General features: G+C 63.7%; 19 protein-coding genes. 12 read left to right on the plus strand and 7 right to left on the minus strand.

Annotated elements, in window-relative coordinates:
• Positions 1–540, minus strand: a complete 540-nt coding sequence (atpH, locus tag ACOY6C_RS16310) for an ATP synthase F1 subunit delta (RefSeq protein ID WP_420906579.1) — start codon at positions 538–540, stop codon at positions 1–3.
• A gap of 229 nt (positions 541–769) precedes the next feature.
• On the opposite strand from atpH, the gene ACOY6C_RS16315 reads away from it, so the two are divergent.
• Both ACOY6C_RS16315 and ACOY6C_RS16320 read left to right on the plus strand, forming a co-directional pair.
• Entirely contained in the window at positions 770–2893 is a 2124-nt protein-coding gene (locus tag ACOY6C_RS16315; RefSeq protein ID WP_420906580.1) for an FxsA family protein, read from the plus strand.
• A 75-nt stretch (positions 2894–2968) separates the two neighbouring features.
• On the plus strand, positions 2969–4120 hold the full coding sequence (locus ACOY6C_RS16320) for a glycosyltransferase family protein (RefSeq protein WP_420906581.1): 1152 nt from the start codon (positions 2969–2971) through the stop codon (positions 4118–4120).
• A 10-nt stretch (positions 4121–4130) separates the two neighbouring features.
• Here ACOY6C_RS16320 and ACOY6C_RS16325 read toward each other — a convergent pair whose 3' ends face one another.
• Positions 4131–5600: a tetratricopeptide repeat protein gene (locus ACOY6C_RS16325; protein WP_420906582.1), complete on the minus strand. Its 1470-nt coding sequence runs from the start codon at positions 5598–5600 to the stop codon at positions 4131–4133.
• A complete protein-coding gene (locus ACOY6C_RS16330) occupies positions 5573–7084 on the minus strand; it encodes a tetratricopeptide repeat protein (protein WP_420906583.1) in 1512 nt (503 codons plus the stop codon). The genes ACOY6C_RS16325 and ACOY6C_RS16330 overlap by 28 nt, the downstream gene beginning before the upstream one ends.
• Before the next feature lie 528 nt (positions 7085–7612).
• Here ACOY6C_RS16330 and ACOY6C_RS16335 point away from each other — a divergent pair.
• The 5 genes from ACOY6C_RS16335 to ACOY6C_RS16355 are packed head-to-tail and all read left to right on the plus strand — an operon-like array spanning position 7613 to position 14259.
• Complete coding sequence (locus ACOY6C_RS16335; protein WP_420906584.1) at positions 7613–10105, plus strand: 6-hydroxymethylpterin diphosphokinase MptE-like protein; 2493 nt, start codon at positions 7613–7615, stop codon at positions 10103–10105.
• Entirely contained in the window at positions 10102–11298 is a 1197-nt protein-coding gene (locus tag ACOY6C_RS16340) for a polysaccharide biosynthesis protein (protein ID WP_420906585.1), read from the plus strand. The genes ACOY6C_RS16335 and ACOY6C_RS16340 overlap by 4 nt, the downstream gene beginning before the upstream one ends.
• 17 nt (positions 11299–11315) lie before the next feature.
• Entirely contained in the window at positions 11316–12482 is a 1167-nt protein-coding gene (locus tag ACOY6C_RS16345; RefSeq protein ID WP_420906586.1) for a DegT/DnrJ/EryC1/StrS family aminotransferase, read from the plus strand.
• Between the two features lie 59 nt (positions 12483–12541).
• Complete coding sequence (locus ACOY6C_RS16350; protein ID WP_420906587.1) at positions 12542–13198, plus strand: NeuD/PglB/VioB family sugar acetyltransferase; 657 nt, start codon at positions 12542–12544, stop codon at positions 13196–13198.
• Positions 13195–14259 (plus strand): nucleotidyltransferase family protein, encoded by a 1065-nt coding sequence (locus ACOY6C_RS16355; RefSeq protein ID WP_420906588.1) that lies wholly within the window; start codon positions 13195–13197, stop codon positions 14257–14259. The genes ACOY6C_RS16350 and ACOY6C_RS16355 overlap by 4 nt, the downstream gene beginning before the upstream one ends.
• A 109-nt stretch (positions 14260–14368) precedes the next feature.
• Here ACOY6C_RS16355 and ACOY6C_RS16360 read toward each other — a convergent pair whose 3' ends face one another.
• On the minus strand, positions 14369–14890 hold the full coding sequence (locus tag ACOY6C_RS16360; protein WP_420906589.1) for a hypothetical protein: 522 nt from the start codon (positions 14888–14890) through the stop codon (positions 14369–14371).
• A 144-nt stretch (positions 14891–15034) separates the two neighbouring features.
• Complete coding sequence (locus tag ACOY6C_RS16365) at positions 15035–15787, minus strand: lysophospholipid acyltransferase family protein (RefSeq protein ID WP_420906590.1); 753 nt, start codon at positions 15785–15787, stop codon at positions 15035–15037.
• A 124-nt stretch (positions 15788–15911) separates the two neighbouring features.
• Between ACOY6C_RS16365 and ACOY6C_RS16370 the strand changes: the two genes are divergently transcribed.
• The 4 genes from ACOY6C_RS16370 to ACOY6C_RS16385 all read left to right on the plus strand — a co-directional run bounded on the left by ACOY6C_RS16370 (position 15912) and on the right by ACOY6C_RS16385 (position 19668).
• Positions 15912–16769 carry an RNA polymerase factor sigma-32 gene (locus ACOY6C_RS16370; RefSeq protein WP_420906591.1) on the plus strand — a complete coding sequence of 286 codons (858 nt, stop codon included), beginning with the start codon at positions 15912–15914 and terminating at the stop codon, positions 16767–16769.
• 133 nt (positions 16770–16902) lie between these two features.
• Positions 16903–17853 (plus strand): hydrogen peroxide-inducible genes activator, encoded by a 951-nt coding sequence (locus ACOY6C_RS16375; RefSeq protein WP_420906592.1) that lies wholly within the window; start codon positions 16903–16905, stop codon positions 17851–17853.
• Positions 17854–17966: 113 nt separating this feature from the next.
• Positions 17967–19100: a cytochrome-c peroxidase gene (locus tag ACOY6C_RS16380; RefSeq protein WP_420906593.1), complete on the plus strand. Its 1134-nt coding sequence runs from the start codon at positions 17967–17969 to the stop codon at positions 19098–19100.
• Between the two features lie 67 nt (positions 19101–19167).
• Positions 19168–19668 carry a rubrerythrin family protein gene (locus tag ACOY6C_RS16385; protein WP_420906594.1) on the plus strand — a complete coding sequence of 167 codons (501 nt, stop codon included), beginning with the start codon at positions 19168–19170 and terminating at the stop codon, positions 19666–19668.
• Positions 19669–19927: 259 nt separating this feature from the next.
• Here ACOY6C_RS16385 and ACOY6C_RS16390 read toward each other — a convergent pair whose 3' ends face one another.
• A complete protein-coding gene (locus tag ACOY6C_RS16390) occupies positions 19928–20950 on the minus strand; it encodes a DUF4351 domain-containing protein (protein WP_420906595.1) in 1023 nt (340 codons plus the stop codon).
• Between the two features lie 179 nt (positions 20951–21129).
• Complete coding sequence (locus tag ACOY6C_RS16395; protein WP_420906596.1) at positions 21130–24585, minus strand: PBP1A family penicillin-binding protein; 3456 nt, start codon at positions 24583–24585, stop codon at positions 21130–21132.
• A 188-nt stretch (positions 24586–24773) separates the two neighbouring features.
• Here ACOY6C_RS16395 and aroB point away from each other — a divergent pair, with 188 nt between their 5' ends.
• A complete protein-coding gene (aroB, locus tag ACOY6C_RS16400; RefSeq protein ID WP_420906597.1) occupies positions 24774–25883 on the plus strand; it encodes a 3-dehydroquinate synthase in 1110 nt (369 codons plus the stop codon).
• Positions 25884–25920: the final 37 nt, after the last annotated feature.

The raw sequence follows: 25920 nt of genomic DNA on the forward strand, positions 1-25920 counted from the left end.
TTATCCTCTCATCTGTGCTTTAAGCCGGTTCAAATGATTGCTCACGGAGTAATCCATCATCAGGCTTCCGATTCGCACGACAATGCCACCCAGGAGGGCTGGTTCCACGCGGCTGTCCAGACGGACCTCCTTGCCGGTGATCCGGGAAAGGGCGGACTTGAGATCCTCCTCGACACGTTTATCCAGGGAGACGGGCGTTTGAAGCTCCACGGCGATGCGTCCGCTTCGGGCCTCGGTCTCCCGCTGATAGGCGTTGATGATCGCCTCGACGTACTCCATGCGCCGCTTGTCGATGAGCAGCTTCAGAAAATTGCCGAGGAGCTTCGTTGGAGCGGCATGGGCGATGAAGGCATCGATCGCCGCGTGTTTGGCTTGGGCCGGAGCCGTGGGACTGGTCAGGAGCAAACGCAGTCCTGGGGTGGTGTTCACCACGTCCACGAAGCGGGTGAGATCTTCGGCCACGGCGTCGAGCTTCTTCTCTTCCGATGCCAGGTCCGCCAACGCGGTTGCGTAACGTTTGGCCAGGGCAGGATTCAACACGATGGTTCCTCGACCTTTTGTGAATGATTTTGGTGTGGAATTTTTTTTTGCTGCAGAATTTTCGAATGGCATTGAAATACCATACCTTGAGGAGCGGTTCAACGGTTCGTGATACCCCGATCGAGAATTTTTTTCGCGCTGCAATAACTCCGTCGCTTTCCATGGTGTCGTCCAGACGCCATGGTATAATCCAATCGGGATCAATTTTTTTGAGGAGCACCGGTGGACCATGGCGCGCACGTTGTCGCTTCTGTTCGTGATCGTCCCGTTTGTCGAAATCTGGTTGTTGATCCTGGTTGGCCATGAAATCGGCGGGGTGAACGTGCTTTTGACGCAGCTCCTCGCCGCGTTTCTCGGCTTTCAGGTGATCCGGCGCGCGGGCATCAAAACCCTGCTCGAAGTGCAGGGGCAGCTCGAACGCCATGAGCAACCCGGTGCGGCACTGCTCGCGGGGGCCTTGCGCATCCTGGGTGGCATCTTGCTGATCGTGCCGGGATTTCTTACCGATCTGACGGCTGCGGTCCTGCTTTTCCCGCTCACGCGCGGCTGGGTGATGCGGTTCCTGTCGAGCCGTTTCGCCCACGATCCGCCGCCCTCGGAGACCATCCTGGAAGGGGAGTTCACCCAGGATTCCGCCGCGAATGGCCCGACCCAACCCGACCAGCGCGGCACGGAACGGACGTCCGACCAGACTTCCCGTTCCGGTACCGGGCTGATCAAACCCCTGGTCGCGCTCTTCTCGGCGCTCTGCCTGCTGACGACTTCGGGCGCGGCGCTGGCCAAGGACAAGGAGAAGGACAAGGAGAAGCTCAGACCTCGCGAATCCTCGCGTCTGATGGGCTATGTGGTGCTCGGGGAGAAGGGCCACGCCCTGCGCGGCGAGACCGTGCCCGTGGCGCGTCTGATTCTCGAGCATGCCCAGGGGTTCAACGATGCCACCTGCGACGGCATGACCATGCACAACGAGCGCGGCACGACCGTGCGCCTGACCGTGCGTCCCAATCCGGACACCCGCAACCTGCCGCTCACCATCTGCGAGGCGGCACTGCCCGTGTCGGATCGGTTCCTGTCCGAGGGGGAGAGCTGGGAGGTGCGGGCCGGCAACGGACAGAAATTCCAGGTGCGACTGCCCACGGTCGGCATGAGCCCGGAGGTGGCCCTGATCCTCGGCGATACCGGCTGTCGGGAGAACAAGGCCCAGACCTGCGGCGATGATTGGCCGTTTCCCTCGGGCATGGCCAGGAAGATGATCGAGACGCTCGCCAAACAGGCCAAACCCGCGCTTCTGATTCATGTCGGAGACTTCAAGTATCGCGGCAAGAACAAACCCAAGGCGAGCGGTGACAACGACGGCACCGGCATCAAATGGAGCAACTGGAAGGCCGATTTCTTCCAGCCCATGTTCGGGGACGGGGAGCGATCCAACCTGTTCGCCATGGCGCCGTGGGTGGTGGCGCGCGGCAATCACGAGCTGTGCGATGCCATGGGCAACAACGGCAACGGCTGGTTTTTTCTGCTTGATCCCACCTCGGTGGTGGCCGGCGATCCTCCCGAACTGGTCGAGGCCCACACCTGTCGCGGCGTGGCCGATGGCATGACCCGTCCGTACCGGCTCGATTTTGCCCACGGTCTGAGCCTGGTGGTCACCGACACCGCCGGCCTGAGCGAGACCAAGGAGGTGTGCGAGGTGGAAAAGCAAAAGCTCATCGCCTGGTATCAGGAGATGGCCCGGCAGTTCAAAAAGGAGAGATCCACGGCCTGGCTCATCACCCATAAACCGATCTGGGGGGTTGCGGGAGGCTGCGACAAGGTTTCATTCAGCAATGCCACCCCGCAGGCCGCCCTGGAAGGGTTGGAACAACACGCCCTGCCGGAGAATTTCAAACTGGTCGTGGCGGGTCACAAACACATGTACGGACGCTTCGAGGTCAATCCCAACGACGAGCGCCGGCGCATGCTGCAACTCGGGGTGGGACACGGGGGGGTTGTCCTGAATGCCAAGACCTATCGCGGCTGCCTGAAATACGACGGCACGGCGGACGTGAAGAGATTCCGCGCGGATGTGGCCACCATGAGCCGCTTCGGCTTCGTGCTCGCCCAGGTCGAACCGAATCCGAAAAAGGACGGGATCAAGGGGTGGAAGCTCACCAGTCTGGCGTTCGAGAATCTCAAGGGCCCCAAGTGGGGGGATCTGAAGAGCGCCGAGGTGTGCGAATATCCGGTCAGAAGCGGCAAACCGGCCTGCGAGATTCGCGACAAGTCGCTCTTTCCCAGGGAGTGCGGCTCTTGCGAGCCGGTCCCGGCTCCGGACAAGATCGCCTCCAGATGCGCCTCGGACGAGGATGACGAGTAGAGGCGCGCTTGCGCGGTCGTTCCCTGGCCGGATCCCGACGCGGCACCCTGTCCATGGTCTTGGTACGTAGGCATCATGACGGCTGAAACGAACATGTCCGTGCAACCCTTTGCGGTTCAAGCCGCCTCTGGCAAGAAAATCTGGTGTGCGCTGTCGGGTCATGGCTTTGGCCATTGGGGGCAGATGGCCCCCTTGCTGCGGCAGTTGATCCGCCATCTGCCGGATCTGGCCATCCACGTCACCGGCGCGCTCCCTTCCCAGGTGATCGCCGACATGCTTGGCCACCCCTTCACCCACGATCCGGTCAACCGCGACGTGGGATTGGTTCAATCCGATCCCCTGGTGGTGGATCTTTCCGCCACCCGTGACTCCTTGCGCGCGCTTCATCAGGATTGGTCCGGCAAGGTGGCCGACGAGCGGCAACGCATGGCCGACTGGGGCGCGGACCTGATCCTCGGCAACGTTCCCTATCTCTCCATCCAGGCCGGGGCGGAACTCGGCATTCCGAGCGTGGCGTTGACCTCGCTGACCTGGGATCGGGTGATGGCGGCCTATTTTCCTGCCGGGGATGCGGAGATCAACGCCTGGTGCGACACCATGCGCCAGGCGTATGGTCGCGCCTCCCTGGCCCTGCGCGCCACGCCGGCCCTGCCGGACCATCCTTTTCCCGAGGCGGTGGAGATCCCGCCGGTCAGCACGTTTGGGGTCAACCGGCGCGCGGAGCTGCGCTGGCAGTTGCAGATCGACCGGAGCGATACCCGACCGCTGGTGATGGTCTCTTTCGGGGGGATTCCGGCGGAGCGTCTGCCGGTGGCGGCGTTGCGGGCTCGACGGGATTTTCATTGGCTGATCGATCGAAAGTTCGACCACGGTGATCATGCCTGTCACCTCCATCCGGTTCAGTCGGTCAAACGGTGGCCGTTCGCCGATCTGTCGGCTTCCGTGGATCTGATCGTCAGCAAGCCGGGTTACGGCATGGCGATCACGGCGGCGGCCCACGGTCTGCCGTTCGCGTATGTGCGCCGTGGCATCTTTCCGGACGAAGAACCGATCCTCTCCTGGTGCGACCGACACAACCGCATCGCGGAGATCGACCGGGAGGCGTTCGAAGCGGGTCGGTTCGCGGAGAAGCTGCATGAGCTGCTGGCCCGTCCCGCCCCACCCCGACCGGCCATCGACGGCGCCGAGGTCGGCGCCCGGATCCTGCTGGAGCGCTATCTGGGGTGATGCCCCTGAATCAGGTCAACTCGGCAAGCGCCCGTCGGGCCGCATCGATCACCCCGGCCCAGTCGCCGGGGGTGGCCTGACGGAACAGACGCATGGTCGGATACCAGGGGGAGTCCGGGCGCGTCTCCAGCCAGCGCCATTCGCAGGCGGTGTGCAACAGGGTCCAGACCGGCACACCCAATCCCCCGGCCAGATGCACCACCGCGGTATCCGTGGAGATCACCAGATCCAGATTGCGCATCAGGGCCGCGGTTTCGGTGAAATCGGTCAACTCCGCTTCCAGGGGGATGATCCCGTGCCGGGCCTGGATCTCCGGGGTGAGTTGCGTCGCGGGCGGCCCCTTTTGCAGCGCGTAGAAGGTGATACCCGGCACCTGGGTCAGCGGAAGAAACATCTCCAGGGTGCAGGCCCGCTCCCGGTTGACCGAGGCGTTCGGGTTGCCGGACCAGGAGAGGCCCACGCGCAGACCTTGCCGGGGTCCGAGTCGTTTCGTCCAGGCGGCGATCCGTTCTTGGGGTGGGTGCAGATAGGGGACGCGGGCCGGCAGGGTGTCGAGGGTGGTGTTGAAGCGCAACGGCAGGCTCATGAGCGGGATGTGCAGGTCGTAGTCGAACGGTGGTGGATTCTTGTCCTCGGTGTCGCGTGCCGTCACCCGTTCGGCCAACGCCGAGGCGGCGAACAGCGACAGCAGTTCCGGGCGGCACTCCAGGCGCACCGTGGCGCCCAGTCGGTTCAGCTCCTGCGTGAAACGGGCGAACATCAAGGCATCGCCGAATCCCTGCTCCGTGTAGACATAGATCCGCTTGCCGGCGGGGTCGGAGCCGTCCCAGCGCGGCGCCGGACAGATGCGCGCCGAGTGGTTGGCGAGCCGGAAGCGCCATTCATACTCCGGCCACGCCTCCAGGAACCGTCCGGTCTTGAGCAGCGAGGCGGCGATGCCCATGTGGGAGGTGGCGTTGTCCGGATGGGTGCGCAACGCGGCGCGAAACCGCTCGAGGGCCGCCGCGTGGGCGTTCATGGACTGGAGGATGACTCCCAGGTTGTGATGGGCATCCTTGTGATCCGGGTTGAGCCGCAGGGCCTCCTCGTAGCAGGCGATCGCGGCAGGGGTGTCGCCCTGGTTCAGGCGCACGTTGCCGAGATTGATGTGGAACTCGGCCAGCATGGGGTTGAGGGCGATGGCGGTCGCGAAGGCCCGTTCGGCTTCGTTGAGCTGTCCGAGGGTGTGCAGGCAGGAGCCGAGATGGAAATGGTAGAGCGGTCGATCCGCCTGAAAGGCGATCGCCCTGGCGAGCAGTTGGCGTCCCAGTTCCGGGTGGTTCATGGCATTGGCGTTCACGCCGAGCAGATACCAGGCATCGGCGTGGGTGGGATCGCTTTCGAGCACCTGACGCAGGAGGGTGTTGACCTGCACATGCTCCTGTTTGGCCAGGGACTGGGTGGCGCGGGCGATCAGATCGGGGATGGCGATGCCTGACATGTCGAGTGTTCCAGTTCGGCGAGGAGTTGTCGGACAGGATCGCTCCAGGAGTCGGCGTTCGACTGTCGGACGAGACGCATGGAGCGATACCATGGCGTGGTGTCGCGTTCGCACCCCCAGCGCCAGTCGGGTGCGCGTGGCAGGAGCGTCCAGACCGGTCGTCCCAGCGCGCCGGCCAGATGGGCGGTGGCGGTATCGATGGTGATGATCCGATCCAGATGGGTCATCAGGGTGGCGGTGGCCGCGAAGTCGGTCAGGAAGCGGTCGAGCGGGGTGATCGGCAGCCCCTCCGGAACCGGCGGTTGAGGGCGTTCGGGATCGGTTTTTTGCAGGCTGAAGAGTCGAATGCCGGGCACGCGGGCCAAAGGCGCCAGATCGGCCAGGGTGCAGGAGCGGCGTCGCAACGGATCGTTGGCGTGCAGGGGTTTGCCTTCCCAGACGAGCCCCACCTTCAGCCCCTCTCCGGCAAGCAGCGGCGCCCAGGCCGGATCCGGATCGCGGGGCGCGGTGAGATACCCTTCGGCGCCGGGGATGGTGGAGATGCGGGTGTCGAGCGGGCCGGGCACCGAAAGAAGCGGGATCTGGTAGTCGATGGGTTCCTGGAAGTCCGGATGGGCCTGGACGCGGGCCAGACCGGGGGCCTGTGCAAACAGCCGCGTCAGCGGCGCCGGGACCAGGGCCAGCACCCGCGCTCCCTGGTCGGCCAGGGGTTTGGCGAAGCGGATGAACTGGATCATGTCGCCGAACCCCTGTTCCCCCAGCAGCAGAATGGTTTTGTTTTCCAGGGGGTCTCCGTGCCAGCGCGGCACCGGGGGCGGTGGGGCGAACAGGCTGGGTCGGTCGAGTTTGAAGCGCCATTCGAAGGCCTGCCAGCCGGCGGGATACGCTTCGAGCATCAGCAGGGCCATGGCGCGGTTGACATGGGCCTCGGCATGGTCCGGTTGTCGGGCCAGGGCCTCGTCAAAGCTTTTGAGAGCCTCACCGGGTTGGTTCCGGGATTTTTGACACAGCCCGAGGTTGATCCACCCTTCCACCAGATCCGGTTTGAGGCGGGTGGCGCTGGTGAAGCAGTCGATGGCCTCGGGGATGTTCCCCTGATCCATATGGAGATCCCCGAGATGAAATCGGGCGATGGCGGTTTTCGGATCGAGACGGATCGCCTCGTTGAACCGTTCCATGGCCGGGGCGCGGGCGCCGCGTTTTTTGAGCAGGATCCCCAGATCGAGTTGAAACAGGCTGTTGTCCGGTTGAATGGCCACGGCGCGGCTCAAGGGGTCGAGGGCGCCGCGCAGGTCGCCGGATTCGCGTTTGGCCACGCCGAGCAGGTGGAGGACGAGGGGGTGGCCCGGGTGGGCGCGGGAGAGGGTGGCTCCTTTTTCCAGGGCCTCAGGCCAGGCTTTGGCGTCGATGAGGTTGGCCAGTTCGGCCAGCCCGACGCGCAGCGCGGCGGTGGCGGGGGAGGTGGAGAGGGTGGAGTCGGGCATGGGCGTCAACCGATCAAGATGGTCATGCGTATCGGAAATTGGGCGGTCTTTACGGATGGGGTCAGGGGCCCCATGGCCCCTGGTGGGATCCAAGGGCAAAGCCCTGGGAGTCGGCCATTATGACTTTGCTTTTCGCGCGTTTTTCACGATCACACACGCATCTTCCCGGACCCGGACGGACCCACCATAAAGATTGAATGGCCCGAAGTGCGTGGGATGCAATTTCCAGCCGCGCGCAATCCTCGAAGAACTCCAACGCGTCGATAGCTTAATCTCAAGCCCTCCCGTTGGCCACCGCATACGCCACTCAAGCGCGAACCATGCAAATTCACAGCCATGATCAGCAGGCTATGAGACTGGCCGGAAAATTGCAAGATTTCTTCATCGACAGCCAGCGAAAGGGCGGTTCCATCCCGTTTTCATGAGGGGGGAGAATCCGCTCACCCCTCCACCCGAGGAGATCCCTGACGGAATTTCCACGGAAAAACAGGCGAAAAAGAGCAGACCATGCAGGATACGACGCGCGATATGTCACTGGGTCCGATTCTTATGAACCGGTTCGGAGAGCGCTATCTGCCCTCCATCAACCAGGAGGCCTTCTCCCGGGTCGGATCCGAAAACCTCTTTCAACAGCAGTACGGCGATTTTTTCACCCGCGAAAACGCCCTCTATCTGATCGTCGGGGCCGATTCCGGATTGCTGATCCAGTGGCTTTGCAAACGCAGGCGTCCCGAGGGATCGCGCTTTGTTTTCATCGAGTTGCCTGAGACCAGACAGGTTCTGGAAACACACCGGCTCCTGCCCGGGAAACTCCCCCCGGAGCTGATCGTCACGACTGCCGAAACCTGGCTCGCCGAGGCTGAGGCGTTCTCCCTGCGCGACTATTTCTATCTGGATGCGGTCTTTCTGGCCAAATCCCTGGCCGTGATCGATGGCGTCCACGACGGCTATGCCGGGTTGCTCAACGAGGTGGAACGCACCTTCGGACAATACCGGCTGCAAGTGGGGCAGGAGATCGGCAACCGGGTCTTCATGCTCAAGGGACTGGAAAATCTTGCCGAAAACCGCTTTCCCGCCGGAGACCTGCACCAGACCTTCCAGGGTCGAAGCGCCATTCTGCTGGCGGGCGGACCCTCCCTGCCGGAGAGCTTTCCCTGGATCCGCGCCCATCGCGACCATCTGACCGTGCTGGCCGTGGCGCGGGTGGCCGATCAGCTCAAGGGGGCGGGGATCATCCCGGATCTCTTCTTCGCCATCGACCCGCACGACGTGATCTTCCATCAGTCCAAGGGGATGCTCGCCTTCTGGCGCGAGTCGGTGCTCATCAACATGTACCACCTCAACCCCACCCTGCTGGGTCAGTGGCGCGGACGAGGGGCCTTCATGGGCACGCTGTTTCCCTGGGAGTGCCCCTGCAACCCGGTCAACGTGAGCTATCCCGGCATCACCGTGGGCCATCAGGCCCTGGGCATGGCGGTGGACATGGGTTTCGAGACCATCGTCATGGCCGGCTTCGACCTCTGTTTCAGCCGCGAGGGGTTCACCCATGCCGCCGGCAGCGTGGAGCAGGGTATCGGTCCCTACATCGCCCGCGGCGATCTGATGGTGGAGACCAACGGCGGCTGGATGGCCGAAACCCGTCACGACTTCCTGAACGCCATTCCGAGTCTGGCCGCCCTGGCCCGGTATGCCGCCACGCGCAACTGCCGGGTGATCAACCCGTCGCCGGGCTCGGCGCGCATCGAGGGGATCGCGCACCTCCCCTGGGAGAGTCTGATCCCCCAGCCGACCAGCGACACAGCCCGCGACCGTTTGCGGCAATTCCTGCCCGAGGAGACCTCGACCAGTCGCGTGGATCACTACCGGGCCATCGAACAGGAGTTGGCCTCGGTGCGCGGGGTGGTGGTGAAGGTCAAGGAGTTGGCCGTCGAGGGGATCGATTGCAACGACGGCCTGTTCGGACGGCGCGGCAAGAAGCCCAACTTCAAGTTCAAGAAGCGCATGGACGAAATCGAGGTCACCCTGGACGAGACCTACCGGGAGGCGAGCCGGCTGGTGAAGAAGTGGGGACTCGGGGCGATGTTGCGCCTGAGCCGTCCGGACAAGGAGCGCGCCTGGAGCGACGAGGAGGTGGAGCGCACCGGTCGCCTTTATTACGAGATCTACCGCGACAACGCCACCTCCCTGATCAAGCAGCTCGACGTGGTGCGCCAGCGCATCCGCATGCGCATGGAGGAGGAGCGCAACCGTCCCGATTTCAAGCAGATGGTCAAGCAGTGGCGCGAGGATGGCCAGCCGGGTCGGGCGTTGGTCTTTCTCGATCGGCGCGGCTGGAGCGTCGAGGATCTGCCGGAGTCGGTCCGCGCGCCGTTTCGGCAGTTGATCGGCGAGTATGAGTCCCTGCTGGATAAAACCGATCACGACTACAAACGCTACATCCTGGCCATGCAGAGTTCGCCCCAGGAGGTGCGCGCCAAGGCCCAGGCGTTGTTCCGGGGGCGCGAACGGGAGCGGTTGGTCCAGTTCGCGGCGGGTCTGGAACAAAGCACCCTGGAGGAGCGGATCGATTACGACCATCTGCTGCGCGGCTATCTGGCGGAACTCGATGGGGATATGGACGGGGCGATGCGCGCCCTGCGCCAGGTGACCCACGCGGTGCTGCTGCCGGATGCCCTGCGTCAGATGTTCACCATCGCCTTGCGGCAGGGGGATATGCTGACCGCCGTGGCGGTATCGCAACGGCTCTCGGATCTCTCTTTCCTGCATGTGCCCCACCATGCCGAGCTGTTGCGGATCAACGGTCAGGCCGAATACGCGGCGGCGATCTACGAAGAGTATCTCAAGGTGGTGCGCAAGGATTTCGTCTCCATGGTGAAGCTGGCGCGGACCTATCTGGAGCTGGGACGCAAGGAACAGGCAAAGGCCACATTGGAACGCATTCTGGCCGAGGATCCGGACAATCAGGCGGTACGGACCCTGCTGACCGATCTGGAGCGCCTGGGCGTGGAAGGTGAGGCATGAATCCGGTGATCATGCGGCGCATTTTGCGACGCGAGCAATCGTTGTTCCAGTCGGATCTCGAAGCGCGTCGCCAGGAGATTCGCGATGCCCTCAAGGGATCGCGCATGCTGGTGATCGGTGCGGCGGGATCGATCGGTTCGGCCTTCGTGCGCGAGGCGGTGCACTGGCCGGTGGATGCGCTGCGGCTGGTGGATCCGAGCGAGAACAATCTGGTGGAGCTGGTGCGCGATCTGCGCGCCTCGGATCTGACCCCACCCGATGACTTCGCCACCAGTGCCATCGCCATGGGCACCACCGAGTTCAATCACTTTCTCGATGCCCAGGATCCGTTCGATTTCGTGCTCAATTTCGCGGCCTTGAAGCATGTGCGCGCCGAGCGGGATCCCTTCACCCTGATGCGCATGCTGCATGTCAACGTGCTGGCCCTGGATGAGCTTCTGGGCGAGCTGGCCCGTGGTCCGGCGGCGCGCTTCTTTTCGGTCTCCTCCGACAAGGCGGTCAACCCGGCCAATCTGATGGGGGCCAGCAAGGCGTTGATGGAACAGGTGATGTGGTCCTGGTCCGAGCAGTTGATGACCGTCACCTCCCGGTTCGCCAACGTCGCCTTCTCCGACGGGAGCCTGCTGCACGGCTTTACCCGGCGCATGGAGAAACGTCAGCCCCTGGCCGCACCGCTGGATGTGAAACGCTATTTCATCTCCCACGAGGAGGCGGGACAGCTCTGTCTTCTGGCGAGCGTGACCGGCGGCACGCGCGAGATCTTCATTCCGCGCCTGGATGCCGGTGAGGATCTCTCCACCTTTGCCGAGATCGCGGTGATTTTTCTGCAGGAGCATGGCTACACGCCGCGCATCTTCTCGGACGATGCCGAGGCGCGCCGTTTCGCGGCCAGCATGTCTCCGAGCGGCGGGGAGTGGCCGTGCTGCTTCACGATGAGCGACACGAGCGGCGAGAAGGACGAGGAGGAGTTCGTGGGGAGTGACGAGTCGGTCGATGGGGATCGTTATCGGCGCATCGGCGTGATTGGTGGCGCGGAGGCTGATCCGGAGCGGTTGCGGCAGTTTCTCGAGGCGGCAAGGCGGGTGCGCGGCGAGCCGTCGTGGGAGATGGGCGAGCTGGCCTGGATCATCGAACAGGCGGTGCCTTCCTTGCGCCATTTGTCCACCGGGCGGGATCTGGACGGCAAGATGTGAGTCCCATGGAGCCTGTGATGCCACACCGCATTCCCCTGGCCGAGCCGGATCTGACCGGCAACGAGGCCCGTTATCTGGCCGAGTGCGTCGAGAGCACCTTTGTCTCGTCGGTGGGGCCGTTCGTGGAGCGGTTCGAGTCCATGGTGGCCGAGGCGAGTGGCGCCACGGGCGCGGTGGCGGTCAGCTCCGGCACCTGCGGACTGCATGCCGCCCTGACCGCCGTGGGGGTGAGGGCCGGGGATCTGGTGATTCTCCCGTCGCTCACCTTCATCGCCAGCGCCAATGCGGTGGCCCATTGCGGCGCCACCCCGTGGATCCTGGATGTGGATCCGCTCAGCTGGAATCTCGATCCGGCGCTGGTGGAAACGTGTCTGGCCACCGAAACGACCATGCACGCCGATGGCCGGGTGATTCATCGGGAGAGCGGACGCCGGGTGGCGGCGATCCTGCCGGTCCACACCTTGGGGCTGGCCGCGGAGATGGCTCCGATCGTCGCCGCGGCGAAAGCGCGCGGGCTGCCGGTGATCGCCGATGCCGCCGCCGCCCTCGGGGCGCGTCAGCACGGGCGACCGGTCGGGGCGTTGGGGGCCGATCTGTCGGTGTTTTCGTTCAACGGGAACAAAACCGTCACCTGCGGCGGGGGCGGGGCGATCGTCGGGGATGACCCCAGGTTGTTGGCCCTCGTGCGCCATCTGACCACCACGGCGCGGGTTGGCGCGGACTATGACCACGATCGGGTCGGCTTCAACTACCGCATGACCAACCTTCAGGCCGCGGTGGGCTGCGCCCAGATGGAGCGGTTGGAACGGTTCGTCGCCGCCAAGCGGCGCATTCGCGCGGCATACGATGCCGCTTTCGCGGCGCTCTCCGACCGGGTGGCCCCCTTTCCGGAGCCGGCAGGGAACGCGGGGGCCTGCTGGTTTTCCGGCTTCGTGGACCGGCGCGCCGATCCCGATGGGGTGGCCGGCCTGCGCGCCAGACTGAAGGCGGCGGGCATCGATGCCCGTCCGTTCTGGAAACCGATCCATCTCCAGCCCCCCTATCGGGAGGCCCCGCGTACCCCGCAACCGGTGTGCGAGGGGCTCTGGTGGCGGGTGGTGACCCTGCCGTGCGCGACAGCCTTGCCGGAGGCGGATCAGCAACGGGTCATTCTTGCCGTCCGTGCGCTTCTGACCGACGGTTGATGTTAAGGTAACTTATTGAATGTTGGATGGTTCAAGACGAATCGGGTCTGTGATGCGAGATGGTCCATGAATTGCAAAACGGTCAAATCATCCTGGGTGGCGGCGGACACGCCCGGGTGGTGCGCGATACCTTGCGGGCGTTGGGATGGCTCGCGCGGGTGCGCGGGGTGGTGGCCTTGTCGATGAGCGAGGCGGAACGGGTCGCCCTGGGACTCCCGTATCTGGGAGCGGACGCGGTTCTGGAGTCGTGGGCAGGCACGGGGATCGAGCTGATCAACGCGGTCGGTTCGGTGGGCGCGACCATCCGGCGTCGGGAGCTGTATGAACGGTGCCGGGGGATGGGGTTTGGTTTTGCGACCCTGATCCATCCCAGCGCCTGGCTCGCCGGGGATGTGGAACCCGGCGCCGGGAGCCAGTTGATGGCGAAAGCCCTGGTGCAGAGCGGGGTTGCGGTCGGCGAGAACGTGCTGATCAACAGCGGGGCCATCGTCGAGCATGATTGCCGGTTGGGCGCGCATGTGCATGTGGCCAGCGGTGCGGTGTTGTGTGGCGGGGTGTGCGTGGGCGAAGGGGCCCACGTTGGCGCGGGCGCGGTGGTGCGTCAGGGGATCGGGATCGGCGCGGGCGCGGTGATCGGTGCCGGCGCGGTGGTGGTCAGGAACGTGCGGGATGGGGCGGTGGTGATGGGGTGTCCAGCCGGGGAGAGGGTGCGATGAGTCGCGAACAGGAGCGGTGGAGAATGATTCTCGTCCGTCCGGATCAGTCGATCCTGGAGGCGGTGCGGGTGATCGACAAGGGGGCGTTGCGTCTGGCGCTGGTGACCGACGCGGCGGAACATCTGCTGGGTGTCGTGACCGACGGGGATGTAAGGCGTGCCTTGTTGAAGCGCGTGGATATGAAGGAGCCGGTGATGACCATCATGAATATCTCCCCCACCTTTGCCAGACCCGCCGATTCGCGGGAGCGCATCCTGGCAATGATGCATGCCAAACGGATCGAGCATGTGCCGATCGTCGATGACGAGGGGCGGATGATGGGGCTCGAAACCATGCACAACCTGTCGGTGCCGGCCCCCCGCGACAACTGGGTGGTGCTGATGGCCGGCGGTCTGGGTTCGCGCCTGGCGCCGCTGACCGACGTGATCCCGAAACCGCTGCTCAAGGTCGGGTCGAAACCGATCCTGGAGGTGATCCTGGAGAGCTTCATCTCCCACGGCTTTCACCGCTTTTTCCTGTCGGTGAACTATCGCAGGGAGATGATCAAGGAGTACTTCGGCGATGGCTCGGCCTGGGGGGTGGAGATCGTCTACCTGGAGGAGAACGGGCGGCTGGGGACCGCGGGTTCGCTGTCGCTCTTTCCCGAAAAGCCCACCCAACCCTTTTTCGTCATGAACGGCGATCTGCTCACCCGGATCAACTTCAACCATGTGCTCAATTTTCATCTCGAGCATCAGTCCCGCGCCACGCTGTGCGTGCGCAAGGTGGAGCAGACGGTTCCCTATGGGGTGGTGCGTCTGGACGCCCACCGGCTGGTGACCATCGAGGAGAAGCCGGTTCAGGAGTATTTCGTGAATGCCGGGATCTATCTGTTGGACCCCGAGGTGTTGCCGCTGATCCCCCCGAATCAATATTTCGACATGCCGACCCTGTTCCAGGCGATCATCAAGCAGGGCGAAACCACGGCGGCCTTCCCGTTTCTGGACTACTGGATGGACATCGGACGCATGGGGGATTTCCGTCAGGCCTGCCGCGACTATCCGGAGGTGTTCGCGGCGTGAACGCGGCCTGGTGACGGGCCGCGCGAGTCCTCCATCCGCTTGCGCGCGGGATCGCCCGCATCCGATTGCAGGGGGGCGCGGGATCGCCAGACGGGGATCGGTTCCGTTTTCAGGGCATGTGATCCATCAGCATTTCGCCGAGGCGCATGTTGAGGATTTTGGCCTGATCCTTGGAAAACACGGATTTGAAGGTGTTGATGCAATCCTTCTTGAAGAACTCCATCAGGGCGGGGAACATCTTGTAGTTGAGATTGGCGGTGATCTGGGAGAATTTGAGCAGGCTTTCGTATTCGCGCAGGGAGATTTCGTATTCGGTCAGGTCGTTGATTTTGCAGTCGATATACTCGTAGAACTTCTCCACGAACACGAACTGTTCGAAGGATTGCGGATCTTTGAGGATGTCGTGTTTGACGTAGTTGCCGTTGACATCCTTGGCGTCGCGGGAGACGATGAATTTTCCGTATTCGAGCATGACGCTCTTGGTGCAGCCCTGTTCCACGTCCACGTCGATGACCGCCTGATCGGACTTGATCCGGTTGCAGAAGCTCTCCTTGCCGTACAGCTCCTTGACCAGCGACACCGTGTTTTCGAACACATCTTTTTCCTGCAATTTCTTGCCGGCGACATCCATGCTTGGCTCTCCCTTGTCCGTCATTCTCGACTTGTCATTCAGACCGCGAAATTCATCCGTCCATTGTAGCAGCTACGCGACGGGAGTAAATCGAAAAAAAACGGGGATCCAGACCAGGGTCCGCGCGAGACGTCGCGGGTGGGGTCACTCCGAAGGCATGGACTCCAGGTGGCGCGTCATGGATTCGATGGTCTCCTCGACCTTCTGGACCAACCCCTTGCGATCGGCGCGGCTCAATCCCTCGGTGGGGATGGGCGGACCGATGCGCACCCGGATGGTGCCGGGTTTTTTGAGAAAGGAGTGGCGCGGCCAGAACAGACCGGCGTTGTGGGCCACGGGCACGATCGGGGCGCCCGCCGCCAGGGCCAGGGAGACCCCGCCCGGATGATATTTGCCGGTGGTGCCAGGCGCGGAGCGGGTGCCCTCCGGAAAGATCAGCACCGCGACGTGTTCGGAGAGCTGTTTGCTCCCCTGTTCGTGGAGACGGTGCAGGGCGGCCACGCCGCGACTGCGATCGATGGCGATCTGGTGGGTGGCCTTGAGCGCCCAGCCGAAGACCGGGATCCAGGTGAGGCTCTGCTTGAGCACCTGGACGCACGGATAAAACAGGGAGACGAAGGCTGCGGTCTCCCAGGCGGATTGATGCTTGGCCAGGATCACGTAAGGGGGCGGGGGTAGATTCTCCATCCCTTCGATGTTCTCGTGCAGATCGCAGGTGATGGCCAGGATGCGGCGCGTGAAGGCGGACCAGCGACTGGCAAGCCGGCGACGTTGCGCGATGTTGGTGATTGGCCAGGCCAACGTGATCGCAAGACCGAAGAACGTGATTCCAGCGACAAAAAAGGTGAAAAAAAGTGCGGAACGCAACCATCCCTTGACCAGGGCACCTGCTGACATACAATACTCCATTGCATAATAAGGATCGTTCGCAAGAGCCGTCTCATCCCGCGAGCGCGGAGCCTCCCCCCATCTCCCGCTCGACCCGCGCAGTCTAGCACGTTCACGAGGTGGCATGAAACCCATGACGACAACATCCTTGGTTCCGGTGGCCGATCAGGGCGATCTGGTCCGATATCTGGGCGAGATCAACCAATTCCCCCTGTTGACCCCGGAAGAGGAGTTCGCGTTGGCGGCGCGCTTCCACGATCACGCCGATCTGGAGGCCGCCCATCGGCTGGTGTCGTCCTATCTGCGCTATGTGGTCAAGATCGCCAGGGAGTATGTGGATTACGGCTTCCGGCTGATGGATCTGGTGCAGGAAGGATCGTTGGGGCTCATGCAGGCAGTGAAAAAATTCAATCCTTACAAAGGATTCCGCCTGGCCACCTACGCCATGTGGTGGATCCGGGCCTCGATCCAGGAGTTCGTCCTGCGCTCGTGGAGCCTGGTCAAGATCGGCACCACGGCCATGCAGCGCAAACTCTTTTTCAGCCTGCGGCGAAACAAACGCTCTATCGAACGGTTGAATCACGAAGAGGCCCGCCTGCTGGGCGAGAAACTCGGCGCCCGCACCCGGGATATCCTGGAAATGGATGGCCGGTTGGCCAACCGGGACGACTCCCTCAATCGCCAGACCCTGGAGGATGGGGAGGAGCTGCAAAACCTGATTCCCGACGCGCGCGGCAATCAGGAGGTGATGCTGCTGGCCGCCGAAAGCGCCAACCTGAACCGCCGTGCCGCCATCGAGGCGCTGCGCGCCCTCAACGATCGGGAACGGGCCATCATCACCTGGCGAATCCTCGACGACTCGCCCCTCACCCTCGAGGAGATCGGACGCAAGCTCGGGGTGTCGCGGGAGCGGGTGCGCCAACTGGAACAACGCGCCCTGGTCAAGATGCGTCAGGCCATCCTGCCGATTCCGGTGGAAGCGCCGGCCTGATCCCTTCGGCATCAACGCATCGGCCCACTGCCGGCCCGACCCCTTCGGCATCAACGCACCGGCCCGACCCCTTCGGCATCAACGCACCGGCCCACTGCCGGCCCGACCCTTTCGGCATGAACCTCCTCCTGGCATGAACCTTCGACAGATCGAATATGCCCTGGCCGTGGCGCGGGCACGCAACTTCAACCGCGCGGCGGATCTGTGCCATGTCAGTCAGCCCTCCCTGAGCGTGGCGGTCAAGTCCCTGGAGGAGGAGCTTGGCGTCCCGCTGTTCGAACGCTCCCGCAACGAAATCAAGGTCACCCGTCACGGCCAACTCGTGCTGGAGGCGATGCGTGCCGCCCTGGAGTCGGTAGAGCGGATCCGGCGCGTCGCCCAGGAGTGCGCCGATCCCCTGGCCGGCTCCCTGCGTATCGGCGCCATCCTCACCGTCGGCCCCTATCTTTTCCCCGGACTCGCCGCAGCCTTCCATGCCGTGGCACCGCGCATGAAACTGCTCATCGAGGAGAATTTCACCGCCATCCTCACCGAACGGCTCAAACGTGGCGATCTGGATGCCATCTTCATCTCGTTTCCGTTTCAGGAACACGGGTTGGAGGTGTTCCCCCTTTATGACGAGTCCTTCGTGGCCGCCGTGCCCGCCGGACACCCCTGGGAGCGCCGCGATGACCTGAATGGGGATGATCTGGCCCTCACCCAGTTGATCCTGCTCGGCAAGGGGCACTGCTTTCGCGATCAGGTGTTGGACATCTGCCCGGAGTGCATGCGCCTGGATAGCAGCTCCGGCGGTGCCCGCAACATCATCGAGGGAACCTCCCTGGAGACGGTCCGGCATATGGTGGCCACCGGCGCCGGGGTGTCGGTGCTGCCCCAATCCTCATTGAACAGCCTGTTGTGCAACATGAATGCCTGTCCGGTCCGTGAAGACCATCTGGTCCGCTACGTGCCCTTCGCTCCCCCGGTGCCGAGCCGGCGTGTGGCCCTGGCCTGGCGGAGCAGCTTTCCCAACCGCGAGGCCATCGAGGCCCTCGCCTTGGCCGCACGCCGCTCCCTGCCTCCTGGAACAATCGCGGTGACTTGAACGATAGAAGACGACTATCGATAATATATCGAAATAGTATTGGACTGATCGATAGTTAATACCTACCCTTCTCCCAGACCATCCACAAAACCTCCACCCTGGGAGCCTCGAACATGATCCAATCTGCCTCCGCAATCCCCCACGTCGTGTCCGCGTCGCATCTGTCCGACGCGGGCTCTCGTTTTGTCAATCCTGTCCGCATCCTGACCCTGGCCACCCTGTTGAGCCTGATCGGGATCGGGGAGGGGGTGGCTGGAGCGGATCTCCTCGAGCAGGCCCGCCAGCAGTTCAAGCCGATTCCCACCTCGGCCCCGGAGATCAAGAACAACCCCTCGAATCCGGACAAGGTGACCCTGGGCAAGATGCTCTTTTTCGATCCGCGCCTTTCGGCCAGCCATCTGATCAGCTGCAACACCTGTCACAACGTCGGCATGGGAGGGGATGACAATCTGGAAACCTCGGTGGGTCACGGCTGGGCCAAGGGACCGCGCAACGCGCCGACGGCGTTCAACGCGGTGTTCAACGTGGCGCAGTTCTGGGATGGCCGGGCCGAGGATCTCAAGGCCCAGGCCAAGGGACCGGTGCAGGCCGGGGTGGAAATGAACAACAAACCCGAGCAGGTGGAGAAGAGCCTGCGTTCGATTCCAGAGTATGTGGCCCAGTTCGGCAAGGCGTTTCCGGGGGAGAAGGAGCCGGTGAGTTTCGACAACATGGCCAAGGCGATCGAGGTGTTCGAGGCGACCCTGATCACTCCGAATGCCCGATTCGATCAGTTTCTGGGCGGCAAGCGCGAGGCGTTGACCGACGAGGAGCAGAAAGGTCTGGCCCTGTTCATGGAAAAGGGGTGTTCGAGCTGCCACAACGGGGTGAATATGGGCGGACAGGATTATTACCCCTTCGGCGTGGTGGAGAAGCCGGGCGCCGAGATCCTGCCCCCCGGCGATCAGGGTCGCTTCGCGGTGACCAAGACCGCGAACGACTCGTATGTGTTCCGCGCCGCGCCGTTGCGCAACATCGCCCTCACCGGACCCTATTTCCACTCCGGCAAGGTGTGGAGCCTGGAGCAGGCGGTGGCGATCATGGGTCAGAGCCAGCTGGGCCAGAAGCTCACCGACCCCGAGGTGAAATCGATCACGGCCTTTCTGACCACGTTGACGGGTGATCAACCCAAGGTTGAGTATCCCATCCTGCCTGCCAGCACCGGGAGCACCCCCAAACCGGTCACCATGACCTCCGAGGCGAAGTGACGGCACCGACAGGCGTCGCATGCCGGGCACGCATCATTCACAGACAAACAGGAGCTTTTGCAACACCATGGAAACCAAACAGAATCTCAAGACCGCCTTTGCCGGCGAAAGTCAGGCCAACCGCAAATATCTCGCCTTTGCCCAACAGGCGGAGAGAGAGGGGTATCCGGTGATCGCCGGGCTGTTCCGGGCGGTGGCCGAGGCGGAGACGATCCATGCCCACACCCATCTGCGCAATCTGGGCGGGGTGGGTGACACCCTGACCAACCTCACGGAGGCGGTGGCCGGCGAGAATTATGAGGTCAACCAGATGTATCCCGGCATGGTGGCCACCGCCGAGGCCGAGGGGGAGACCCGCGCCGCCCAGGGGATGCGGTATGCCATGGAGGTGGAGAAGATCCACGGGCAGCTCTTCGAACAGGCGATCGCCGCGTTGCGCGGCGGCAAGGATCTGGCGGCGGACAGCTTCCACATCTGCCCGGTTTGCGGCCACACCGAGTTCGGTCCGCCTCCGGAGCGCTGCCCGGTCTGCAATGCCAAGGGGTCGTCGTATATTCTGGTGCGGTGAACGCTCCCATCGATCGGCCATAACGAGCGGGCGTCCTCTTGAACAGGGGACGCCCGCATCGTTTGGAACCTGCCGGATTTCCTGGGTAGCGCCATGATCGTTCAATGGGAGTCCGGGAGGTGTCCCTGGATCCGGAATTCAGCAGCCGAGCATGGGTCTGTACCCTTCCGGGGGTCGATGGGATCCGGATTGGCGTTTGATCCGCCAGCCGATACGAAGCCAGCGCGGCCAATACCATGAGCGATGTTTCGCGGAAAAGCTAATCCGAGAAGAGCTCTTCCAGGGATTGCGCATCCACGAAGCGGAGACTCCACGCCTCGAGCAGGGAGGAGTCCGCCTTGGCGATGCGCTCCTGGATCCAGTCTGGGAGTGGACCGAAGCGGCGTTTCAATTGGTTGGTCAGGAGTCTGGCCTCGCCCTCCAGACGACCTTTCAGCTCGCCCCGCAGCTCGCCCCGCAGCTCGCCCCGCAGCTCGCCCCGCAGCTCGCCCCGCAGTTCCCCAATCCGGATCCCTTCCTGGCGGCCTTGCAGAACCAGCTGCTCCAGTTTCGGGATGGCGATCAGCTCCTCTTCGGGCATGACGTCCAGCAGGAAATCGAACCACTCCCTGCCGAGCAGCGCCACCTGCTCCGGGCTGATCCCTTCCATCTCCGGGCTGTTCAACGAACCTTGCATGAGCAACCTCCATAAGCCGATCACAGTTTGACCAAACGTCACCGAAATCCGAAACAGGCCGGTCTGTTTGATGGTCTCAAACGCTTTTTTTCTCTCCGCCTGGCGGCTGGCAAAGCACTTCAGCGGTGCGTTTCGTTTTTCGTCCGACAGTTCGTTCAACAGAATCAGACGGATCGTTCCGCCCCAGAGCGGTTGGCTCGCGTAGACGCCGCCGGGTCCGAACGGGAGAAAGGCGAATCGCTCCAGGAACTCTGGCCGTGGCGTGATGGCCGCGATCAAAACACTCTGCAACTGCCCCCTTTGCAGCCCCGCGCTCTCCAGGAACAAGGTGTCATACATCGACAGCCGGGAGAGCGCATCCTCCGTCAGGCTCTCGGTGATCTTCAACTCCACCAGAATATGATCGGCTGCCAGATCCACCAATCCGTCCGCCAGCAACAGGCGTTGGGCTTCGGTCCAGCTTTCCTGTTGACGCCGGATCAGAATCAGATCCGCCCTGGGAGGCGCGGCGGTGACCGGCACTTCCATGCGGACCTCGATCCCAACCGGTTCCAACAGCTCCTTGAGGGTCGCCCCAACCAGATTGTGCCAGTCGGTGTTGCCCACCCAGGTTATCCTTCTGCCGTCTTTGAGAACCGTTTCCGGGTATCATCCGTCAAGACGTGCCGTTGGGCAAGAGAAATGTGTGGGCTTGTGGAGTCGGTGGGGAGTCGGGAAATCCGGAGAGGACAACCGGAAATCCGGCCCGCGCGGACAGGGCAATCCGCGCGGGCCTCGGGATGAGGTCAGTACAATCCGCCGTCCATGTCGCCCTGGCCCTGGCGACCCGTGGCCGGAGGCTGGGGGCGACCGCTCGTGGGGGGGGGAGCGGTCTGGGCCGGCCTGGTCGCTTGAACCGGAGCCGGTTTGGTCGCCTGAGCCGGGGCCGGTTTGGTTGCCTGAGCCGGTTTGTTCGTCGCCGGGGCGCTGTTCCAGGAAGAGGAGGGAGCCGTGGCCGCCGGGGCGCTGTTCCAGGAAGAGGAGGGAACCGCGGGGGCTGATGGAGCGGCGGGCGCATCATCCAGAGGCAGGATGGTCCAGGACGAGGAGGGGACGCTCTCCGCCGGAGGGGTGGCCGGGGTTGGGGTCGGTTGTTTGGTGCCGGTCGCCGGCGCGGGTGTCGGTTTGGTCGCGGTTGGCGTTGGAGACGGCTTGCCACCTGCCGGGGCGTTACCCCAGGAGGAAGAGGGGAGGCCGCCCGTCGGGGCCGGGGTCGGCTTGCCACCTGCCGGGGCGTTGCCCCAGGAGGAGGGAACGTTGGTCGGTTGACCGGTCGCCCCGTCCGCGGATGGATCCGAGGTGAGCACCTCCTCTTCGGAGCTTTCCGGCGCATGCCAGCCCGAACCGCCGCTCTCCTGGGTGGCCGCAGCGGTCAGAGGCATCTGACCCGCCTTGAAGGCCTCGAATACCCGTTGCGTGGTTTGCGCCGAGGGCAGTTCACCCGTTTCGCCGTCGATCTCCTCCAGCGAGATGCCGGGGGGCACGGTGAAGTCGGTGACCGGCTGGTCCTTCAAGGCCTCCTGCATGTAGTCGATCCAGATGGGCAAGGCGGCGGTGCCGCCGGTTTCGCCCAGAATCGAGAAGTCATCCATGCCCACCCACACCCCGGCCACCAGCGACGGGGCCAGGCCGATGAACCAGGCATCGCGGTAGTCGTTGGTGGTGCCGGTCTTGCCGGCGATGGGACGGTTGAGCACCAGGGCCTTGCGTGCCGTGCCGTAGCGTACCACCCCCTTCATCAGGTTGACCACCTGGTAGACGCTGGCCGGATTGAGGGCCGGCTTGCCGAATTTCGGGGTGCTCGGGGACTCGCCCGCCTGCGGGATGATCCGTTCCGGCTCCTGGTGGCAGAGTTGGCAGTCGCCGCCGGAGTGGCGGAACACGGTGCGTCCGAAGCGGTCCTGCACGCGGGTGATGTAGACCGGTTCGACCCGCTTGCCGCCGTTGGCGAAGGCGGTGTAGGCTGCGGTCATCTTGAGCGGGGAGAAGCCCATGGAGCCGAGCGACAGGGAGAGATCCTGCCGTTCCGCCGGGATTTCCAGGCCGAAGTTTTTCAGGTAGACGGCGATTTGCGGGATGCCGATGCTTTTGGCGATGCGCACGGTCACCAGGTTGCGCGAGTGGGTCAGGGCCACGCGCAGGGTGGTGGGACCGTAGTATTTGCGTTCGTAGTTTTCCGGCTGCCACACCTTCGACTCGCCGGTGTTCGGATCGCGGTAGGTGATCGGCAGGGGACTGTCATCGATGCGATCGACCGGGGAGAACCCTTTCTCCATGGCCGCGGTGTAGATGAATGGTTTGAACGAGGAGCCCGGTTGACGCTGACTCTGGATGGCGCGGTTGAACTCGCTGCGCGCGAAGTCGTAGCCGCCCACCATCGCCCACACCTGACCGGTGTGCGGATCCATGCTCACCAGGGCCGCCTCGGCGATCGGTTCCTGGGCGAGGGCGTAGTGGGTGCGTTTGCCTTCCGGCGGATCGACCAGCACCACATCGCCCGGAGCGAGCACGTCGGCGATCTTTTTGGGCGTGGGACCGAGATCCTTGCCGTCGCGGCTGTCCTTGGCATCCTTGCGTTTCGGGCGGGCCCACTTCATCCCTTCGAAGGGGAGCTGGATCTCCTTGCCGTTGGTGAGCATGGCCAGGGCCGGGCCCTGCTTGGGGATTTCCAGGATCAGGGCATGTACATATCCGGCGGTGGTGGGTCGGCTTTTCTCGTGGCTTTTGAGCCACCCCTGCCGTCCATGCGGGCCGTGATCGGCCAGATGGGTCAACGGACCGCGATAGCCGTGGCGGCGGTCGTAGTCGGTGAGTCCCTTGTGGACCGCGTGCTGGGCCGCCCGCTGCAGACGTGGATCCAGGGCGGTATGCACTTCCAGTCCGCCGTTGAACAGCTGGTCGCTGCCCCATTCGTCCAGGATGGTGCGGCGCACATGCTCGAGATAGTGCGGGGCCACCTGTTCCAGGGACTCCTTGGGGCGCACCAGGTTGAGCGGCGCCTCGATCGCCTCGTTGACCTCCTCGGCGGTGGCCAGGCCCAGCTCCATCATGCGGTTGAGGACCAGTTTCTGGCGCGCTTTGGCTTTTTCGGGATCGCGCCACGGGCTGTAGTAGCTGGGCGCCTTGGGCAGGCCGGCGAGCATGGCCATCTGGCCGAGGGAGAGTTCCGACACGTCGCGACCGAAGTAGGCGTGGGCTGCGGCGCCCATGCCGTAGGCACCGGCGCCCATGTAGATCTGGTTGAGGTAGAGTTCGAGGATCTCGTCCTTGGAAAAGCGTTTTTCGATCTGCAGGGAGAGGAGGATCTCCTTGACCTTGCGTTCGAAGCTTTTGATCGACGTGAGCAGGAAGGTGCGGGCCACCTGTTGGGTGATGGTCGAGGCCCCTTGCCGGCGGCCACCGGCCTTGAGATTGGCGACCATGGCGCGGGCGATGCCGGTCATGTCGATGCCGGGGTGTTGATAGAAGCGCGAGTCCTCGATGGCCAGCACCGCATCGACCAGGCGTTGTGGCATATCCGCGCGCGGGATGAACAGCCGGCGTTGGATGTAGAACTCGCCCATCAACTGGTAATCGCGTGCATAGACGCGCGTAAGGAGATTGGGGCGATAATCGGCCAGACCGTTCAAGGTCGGCAACCCCTCGGAGTAGTGCAGATAGATCGCCCAGACCGCGCCGATGCCCAGCACGATCCCCAACAGGCCGAGCAGGAACAACCGTTTGGTCCAGCGCCACAGAAAGCCGCCGGATTTTTTGGGCGGTGGAGTTTTGGAAGCGGGTTTGCCGGAAGTCGGTCTTCCCTTGGACGGAGCCGTTGTGGGTGGGGGCGGTGGCTCGGGGATGGCGCCCGGACGGTCGTTGGGTCCGATGAACGGTTCATCGCCCAAACGGGCGCCTGAGGGGGGTCGGGTCGAGGGGATGGCGCCCGGACGGTCGTTGGGTTCGATGAACGGTTCATCGCTCAAACGGGCGCCTGAGGGGGGTCGGGTCGCGGGGATGGCGCCCGGACGGTCGTTGGGTTCGATGAACGGTTCATCGCCCAAACGGGCGCCTGATGGGGGTCGGGTCGTGGGGATGGCGCCCGGACGGTCGTTCGGTTCGATGTACAGATCGGGTTCGCGGGTATCCACGGCGACCGGCGCGAAAAGATCCGGTTCGATCGCCTTTTTGCTCTTGTCGCCGCGTCTGCTGACCGTGCCCATGGGCGATTCTCAAACCTTGTGCGTGGACAATGAACGGCTTACGACCGGAGAGGGGCAGGCGGGCGGCGTTGTAACTTAGCATGATGATGGTAAGTATGTGTTGCCACGGCGCGCCGCTTCCGGTAAAGTCAACCCTGTTTTTTTAGACGATTCATCTTCATCCGTCCAGAGTTGGTAACGAAAAAAATATGGCTGACTCCCTTTCCGCCACAGCGCGGACCCTGACCGTGGATCTCGGACCACGCTCCTACGACATTCTGATCGGAGCCGGGATCCTCTCCCGCTTGGGCGACGAGGCGCGCATCCGCTTTCGGGGACGACGCCTGGCCGTGGTCACCAACGCCACGGTGGCCCCGTTGTTCCTGGATGCCACCCGTCGAGCGCTCGTCGAGGCCGGCTACCAGGTGATCGGGATCGTTCTGCCGGACGGCGAGACCCACAAGAACTGGGTCACCCTGCAATCGATCTTCGATGGTCTGATCGCCAACCGTTTCGAACGCGGCGATGGGTTGGTGGCTCTTGGGGGTGGGGTGGTCGGCGACATGACCGGTTTCGCCGCCGCCTGTCATCTGCGCGGAGTCCCCTTCCTGCAGGTGCCGACCACGCTTCTGGCCCAGGTTGACTCCTCGGTGGGCGGCAAGACCGGCATCAACCACGCCCTGGGCAAGAACCTCATCGGCGCTTTCCATCAACCGTGCCTGGTGCTCATGGACATCGATACCCTCGCCACGCTGCCCAAACGGGAGCTTCTGGCCGGCCTGGCCGAGGTGATCAAATACGGCGTGCTGTGGGACCGGGCCTTTTTCGAGACGATCGAAACCCACCTGGAGGCGGTTCTGTCCGGTGATCCGGGCCTGATGATCGAGATTCTCCATCGCAGTTGCGCGATCAAGGCGGAAATCGTGGCCCAGGACGAACGGGAACAGGGGGTGCGGGCCTTGTTGAATCTTGGCCACACCTTCGGGCATGCGGTCGAGGCGCTGACCGGCTATGACCAGTGGTTGCACGGCGAGGCTGTGGCCATGGGCATGGTGGTGGCCGCGCGGCTGGCGGTGCGGATCGGTCTCTGTCCGCCGGACGAGGAGCGGCGCATGACCGCTTTGATCGGGCGGGCCGGTCTGCCGGTGCGGCTTCCGGTCCATCCGGTCGAGGCGTATGTCGAGGCCATGGGCCACGACAAGAAGGTGGAGGCAGGTCGGATCCGCTTCGTGCTGCCCGAGCGGATCGGTCGAACGCTGGTGCGCGCCGATGTCGATCTCGACGCGGTGCGTGCCACCCTCGCGGCATGCATGGCTTGAATGGTCGGTTCGTTCGACCCTTGAGTAGGGATTGAAT

Source organism: Candidatus Magnetaquiglobus chichijimensis, assembly GCF_045865675.1.
GTDB lineage: Bacteria > Pseudomonadota > Magnetococcia > Magnetococcales > Magnetaquicoccaceae > Magnetaquiglobus > Magnetaquiglobus chichijimensis.